Source organism: Erwinia endophytica, assembly GCF_009295515.1.
In the GTDB taxonomy this organism is placed as follows: Bacteria; Pseudomonadota; Gammaproteobacteria; order Enterobacterales; family Enterobacteriaceae; genus Erwinia; species Erwinia endophytica.
On record NZ_RQVV01000009.1, the window covers coordinates 1 to 5,689 of the forward strand.

The 5,689-nt window shown below is 44.8% G+C and carries 4 protein-coding genes and 3 pseudogenes; 5 read left to right on the top strand and 2 right to left on the bottom strand.

The window, feature by feature from the left end; genetic code table 11:
• Positions 1-90 precede the first annotated feature (90 nt).
• From EH228_RS02125 to EH228_RS02135, 3 genes and pseudogenes are all read left to right on the top strand, one after another.
• Positions 91-918, top strand: a pseudogene (locus EH228_RS02125) (IS110 family RNA-guided transposase); the annotation flags it as partial.
• Positions 919-1,394: 476 nt separating this feature from the next.
• The gene (locus EH228_RS02130) at positions 1,395-2,600 is read left to right on the top strand and encodes an AAA family ATPase (RefSeq protein WP_152320054.1); all 1,206 of its coding nucleotides are present in this window, start codon (positions 1,395-1,397) and stop codon (positions 2,598-2,600) included.
• Complete coding sequence (locus tag EH228_RS02135) at positions 2,597-3,568, top strand: ParB family protein (protein ID WP_152320055.1); 972 nt, start codon at positions 2,597-2,599, stop codon at positions 3,566-3,568. The genes EH228_RS02130 and EH228_RS02135 overlap by 4 nt, the downstream gene beginning before the upstream one ends.
• Positions 3,569-3,704: 136 nt before the next feature.
• On the opposite strand, the pseudogene EH228_RS02145 reads toward EH228_RS02135, so the two are convergent.
• Positions 3,705-3,814 (bottom strand): annotated as a pseudogene (locus EH228_RS02145) (DUF4113 domain-containing protein); the annotation flags it as partial.
• 143 nt (positions 3,815-3,957) lie between these two features.
• Between EH228_RS02145 and EH228_RS02150 the strand changes: the two are divergent.
• Positions 3,958-4,881, top strand: a complete 924-nt coding sequence (locus EH228_RS02150) for a peptidoglycan-binding protein (RefSeq protein ID WP_152320056.1) — start codon at positions 3,958-3,960, stop codon at positions 4,879-4,881.
• Positions 4,878-5,339 (top strand): lysozyme inhibitor LprI family protein, encoded by a 462-nt coding sequence (locus EH228_RS02155; RefSeq protein WP_152320057.1) that lies wholly within the window; start codon positions 4,878-4,880, stop codon positions 5,337-5,339. The genes EH228_RS02150 and EH228_RS02155 overlap by 4 nt, the downstream gene beginning before the upstream one ends.
• 92 nt (positions 5,340-5,431) lie before the next feature.
• Here the strand turns inward: EH228_RS02155 and EH228_RS02160 are convergent.
• Positions 5,432-5,635 (bottom strand): annotated as a pseudogene (locus tag EH228_RS02160) (IS1 family transposase); the annotation flags it as partial.
• Positions 5,636-5,689: the final 54 nt, after the last annotated feature.

Sequence of the window (5,689 nt, forward strand, 5' to 3'; positions counted from 1 at the left end):
GGCGTTTAAACGATTTTCGGATCAGAGACATAGTCAGGAAACATTACAAAAAAAACATGTTACCTGACGACGTCTTAATGCGACAGAACCCGGCAGTATGGCCATGAACCCCGTCTGATGGCTGCAAAGTTTGTATCTCCTTATCGCATGGCCGGTAAATCAGGGAAAAATGATGCAGCTGATGCCCAGGCTATCTGTGAAGCTGTCCGTCGTCCGCATATGCGGTTTGTGCCAGTAAAGGATGAGAGCCAGCAGGCGATGCAATGTCTTCACCGTACCCGACAGGGTTTTATCGAAGAGAAAACAGCAACATATAACCGATTAAGAGGCCTGATATCTGAATTCGGCGTCATTGCCCCACAAAGTACAGATGCCCTGCGCCACATGGTTGCTGAACAGAAGAATTCTTTGCCGCTTCAGGTTCAGCAATGTGTTGATGATTTGCTGGAACACATTGATCACATTGAAGATAACATTACTGAATATGACCGAATTCTGTCCCGTATGGCAAAATCCGATCACCGCAGCCAGCAACTGATGGAACTGAAAGGGATTGGTCCCACAACGGCCTGTGCGCTGGTCGCCAGTATCGGTAATGCACATGATTTTAAAAATGGGCGCCAACTGGCCGCCTGGCTGGGGCTTACACCATCGCAGTACAGCAGTGGCGGAAAATCAAAGCTTGGCAGGATAACGAAAGCGGGCGATTCATATCTGCGAACGCTTCTGGTTCAGGGTGCCCGTTCGGTTCTGATTGGCGCAGAGAAAAGGACTGACTCATTCAGCCGTTGGGTTTGTACGTTGGTTGAGCGCAGAGGATACTGGCGTGCTGTTGTGGCCATTGCCGCCAAAAACGCGAGGTTGTGCTGGGCATCATTGCATTACGGGGATGATTTCAGGCTGTACTCAGCCAGCTAAAGCACGAAAAAGAATAACCATCTTACCTGCAACTCGTTGATGATAAAGGGTTAGGCCCCGTGAGGTATATCTGAATATTGTACAGGATATACGTATCCGTTTAACGAACAAGAGCCTCACGCGCGTCTTTCATCAGGGCCCGAATCGATAACGATTCATCATGGCCGTTTATAGTACCGCAGTCTCTCCCCTTTATTTTTACTGAAGCGCAGATAAGAAACCGTAAACACCGGCGTTGACATGCCGGGGAAGCCCTTATAGTACAAAATTTTCCGTTTCCCAAACGGAGCCCAACAGAGTCACGGTTGTTCTTTAGTACAGTCTCAGTCGTCTTTTTGATCTACGTTATAGGTGGGTGCTGATGTACAATAATTTAATGTCGTATCATTATATGTTGTACGTTTTTATTTGTTGTGTACAATAGCGTGAGCCTTTACGCCATCAATGTGCAAGGATTCCATCTTGAGGGGACAATAATGAAACGCGATTACGGTAGTGTGGGTACTATAGCTCTCAGAGCAAGCGCTTTACTTCAGGCTATGAGTAGGGATATTGAGGAACAAAGGAAAGAATTTAATCTTACAGAGTATCATCAGACATATACTCGTAACGCTGTCGCAAAACTGCCAAAGCTGAGCCGGCGTATCGTAGAGCTGGCCATGAAAGAAATGGAAGAAAACGGCTATATATTTAATAAAAAGCAGATTGGTAACGTCGAACAATATGCTCTGACGATAAAGAATGTTATCGATATCTACGCCCACCGACACATACCTAAATATCGCGATATCCATAAAGAACCCTACGTGATTTTTGTTGTAAACCTTAAAGGTGGTGTATCAAAAACAGTCAGTACAGTTACGCTTGCACATGCGTTGCGTGTACATCAGGACCTGCTGCGGCATGATCTTCGCATCCTTGTAATAGACCTCGACCCACAGGCCTCCAGTACCATGTTCCTAGATCACACCCATAGCATTGGTACGGTCCTTGAAACAGCTGCTCAGGCAATGCTGAATGACCTCGATACCGAAACATTGCGAGAAGCTGTTATTCGCCCCACCATTATTCCTGGCGTTGATGTCATCCCTGCTTCTATTGATGACGGCTTCGTGGCGAGTCAGTGGGAGTCTCTGGTTGCAGAACATTTGCCGGGTCTTAAACCTTCAGAAGTGCTCAGGAAAACAATCATCGACCGTATCGCAGGGGACTATGATTTTGTATTCATTGATACCGGCCCCCATCTTGATCCGTTCCTTTTGAATGGCCTGGCGGCGAGTGATTTGCTTCTGACCCCTACCCCACCGGCGCAGGTTGACTTCCATTCAACCCTTAAATACCTGACGCGTTTGCCTGAAATGCTGGAGCGTCTTGAAGAAGAAGGTGTAGAACCGCGCCTGAGCGCGAGTATCGGTTTCATGTCCAAAATGACTAATAAACGCGATCACGAAACTTCGCATAGCCTGGCCCGCGAAGTGTATGCAAGTAATATTCTTGACTCGTCGCTGCCACGTTTGGATGGATTCGAACGATGTGGTGAATCTTTTGACACTATCATTAGTGCTAACCCTGTTTCATACCCAGGTAGTGCTGAAGCGCTGAAAAAGGCACGTACTGAAGCAGAACGGTTTACGAAAGCTGTTTTTGATCGCATTGAATACATCCGGGGAGTATCTAAGTGAAAAAGGTTTTAGCTCGTGGCCGAGTTCTCGGTAATAGCAATTCAGAGTTCGCCCGTATGCTTGAAGGTGACGGAGATGTCAAAACGTTCACACTCAAATCTGGCAAGCAGGCCAAATTTGTCAAAACGGTTGTATTAAGCGGTGAGATTGAATCAAAGACGTTCGTTGATGCATCGGTCAATGGACGGGATCAGGCGATGCTTACGCGCGAGTCCGTAAGTGATATTTCCCGGACGATAAGGCTGCAGCAATTCTTCCCGGCTATTGGACGCGAAGTAAATGGACGAATTGAGATATTAGATGGGACCCGACGTCGTGCCGCATGCATCTTTAATAACGTTAAATTCGAAATTCTGGTAACCAAAGATGATATCTCACTCTCCGATGCACGGCAGCTGGCGAAAGATATCCAGACAGCAAGAGAACATAGTCTTCGCGAACTGGGAAAACGACTAGAAGTCACCTATGGAACTAGCATGACGAAAGAAGAGATTGCGTTGAAAGAAAATCTCTCTCCGGCGAAAGTGACACGTGCGTTCCAGGCCGCAGCAGTGCCCGATGAAATGGTTACAGTATTCCCGGTGATAAATGATATTTCGTTGTCGGATTATCAGTTTCTACTGAAACTGGCTGAAGAAGCAAACAACAAGCAAACATCGGTAACAGAACTGATGGAAAAAGTTCAGTATCGGTTGAAGGCCATGCCAGATTATCCGGCAATTGATAAAAGCAAAATTCTTGCGGTTATCCGGTCGGAGAGCAAATTGCTGACAGCCCTCCCAACTAGAATGGTTCAAACAGAGAAGCTGAGAGAATTTTCAGATCGTAATCAGTTTGCCAGAAAGAAAACTGATCCAAAGAAGCGACTTGTTGTTTATGAGTTTTCCCGTATTTCCGCTGAGGCACAGTCGGAGATTGATGAGGCAATAAAACGTATTCTGGAAAGACTTCCAGAGTCAGGTGAGTAAGGGACAAGGATGCCGAAGAGCATCCTTTTTTGTATGTTTTTCACCACGCCAATTTCATTGTTATTTGTTTGATTATAAAGAAAAATTGAAAATTATTTCACACTGAAATCACCACGCTTTTCAACCTCTTCGTGACTCATAATTTCGCTATTGGCAGTTCAGACCAGCGAGTTGTATAGGCAGGAGAAAGCATCTACCGTTTCATATGCCATTCAGACGCTACCCCCTTCCAGCAAACCACACTTTTATGCACTCGCTTTCAGGAAATCAGTATAATAGCCCCTAAATCATCTTCTCGGAGTGAATGGACATGGCTATTGCAGGTTGCGATTTACCAACTTTTGCCACCCGGCTCATGGAATTGAAATTCAATCGGAAAGGAAAAATAAATGTCATATCATAAACCGCGAATATACCGACTGAAAGGAACAGTTGGTAGTTGTGGAACCAATAATCCTGATGACGTAAAAGAAATACAGCAAATGATAATTGGCGCAGGATACCAATTGTCTACGGGAAGAACCATCAGAGCAAATGGCGTATGCGGTTCAGAAACCGATCAGGCGATAATATGGTATCAACGTCTTTTGACTCTTTCCCCTACCGGACTTATTCATCCCACGGACAGTTTCTTTATTCAGGCTATGGAAAATGCGAACTCTCCAGGATGGAGACCACAACATACATCAGGCTCTCTCCGGGTAAGTGAGGGACAAGTGACATTTGATTCAGAAGGAATTGATTATATCACCGCAGTGGAGCCTTTCAGGCAGCAACGTTATCCTAGTTTTTCCCGAATATTACACTGGCCTCCAAAATTCTCATCTGGTGTAACGCTGGGACGAGGGTACGATATGGGGAGTCGCAGTAGTGGCGAGATATTCTCAACACTCAGGCAGGCTGGTATTGAGGAATATAAAGCTGTTATATGTTCGAAAGCATCACACCTTAGAGGCCGTCAGGCTGGACAGTTTGTGAAAGTTTATGGTCCCCTTATTGGTGAGATCACTCACACTCAGCAAATCAGACTTTTTGAAATTGTATACAGAGAAAAACTCAATTATGCGCAAGGTGTATATTCAAGAAATTCACGCCATGTGACTAATGCTCTCACCTGGTACAAAATCGATAAAGGAATACGTGATGTTTTTGTAGATACCATATACCAGGGAAACAGGACTGCACCAGACATGGTGAAAATAATGGCGCGAGGTGGAAGCAGAAATGAAATAATAACATACCTTAAAAACGATCCGATTTTAAGTGGTGATAGACGAAGAAATGAAATAAGGATAGGGAGTCTGAATAAATGATCAGGTTTTTTGGTGTTTATATACTTGGGACGATACTTTCAGCTTTCGCTGTTAATTCTTATGCTGAATCAAATCTAGGCAGTATCGTCAAAAACAAAGAAGTTTCCGCCTGTGCAGAAAAAAATGGAGATAATGACAGTGAGTGTTTTGCTGCTGTAAGTAAACTAACAGAAAAAAAATTAAATACTGCATATCAGGATAAATTAAAAGAGATTTCAAATTACGATTACAGCCAGTGGTGGATGGGAGAAAAAAAACAAAGGGAAGAGATGAAAGAAGCTTTTATCCGAAGTCAGGAGCTATGGTTGAAATATCGTCAGGACTACTGTAAGGCAGCCAGCGCCGGGGCTGAGGGAATTGATGGTTATGGTGCAATAGCGTTAAGTTGCCAGATAAACATGGGGATAAGGCGCATAGAAGAAATCAGAATGGTACACCCTGATCTTTCAGATGGTTAAATCCCATCGATACTTTCGACACTAATCATTTGCCCATAAATAACGAAAGGCTGTTCAAAAAACGGTGATGCCTCCAATTAGTTGAACATGTATTTTTCAATAAAAGCGCCGAAACTGCCCCAGTCATCACTGGTAAACATACCGACAGTAAAGGGAGCCAGTAACGGCAGCAGCTCCCGGCAGGTTTCATCGGTTCGCGGGCCAAATGTATAAGCCAGAACGCCGCCATTTTTTGTGTTATAGCCATACCATAACCAGTGTTGCCGGGCTTTATTGCCGACAAAGCTCCATTGTTGGCTCTGTCGCATTAACGCCGACAGGTCAGCAGAAATCGTGATGCCGTTTTTTTA

Coding starts and splice junctions, on each gene's coding strand:
- EH228_RS02130 (WP_152320054.1), top strand. CDS start 1,395: ATGAAACGCGATTACGGTAGTGTGGGTACTATAGCTCTCAGAGCAAGC.
- EH228_RS02150 (WP_152320056.1), top strand. CDS start 3,958: ATGTCATATCATAAACCGCGAATATACCGACTGAAAGGAACAGTTGGT.
- EH228_RS02155 (WP_152320057.1), top strand. CDS start 4,878: ATGATCAGGTTTTTTGGTGTTTATATACTTGGGACGATACTTTCAGCT.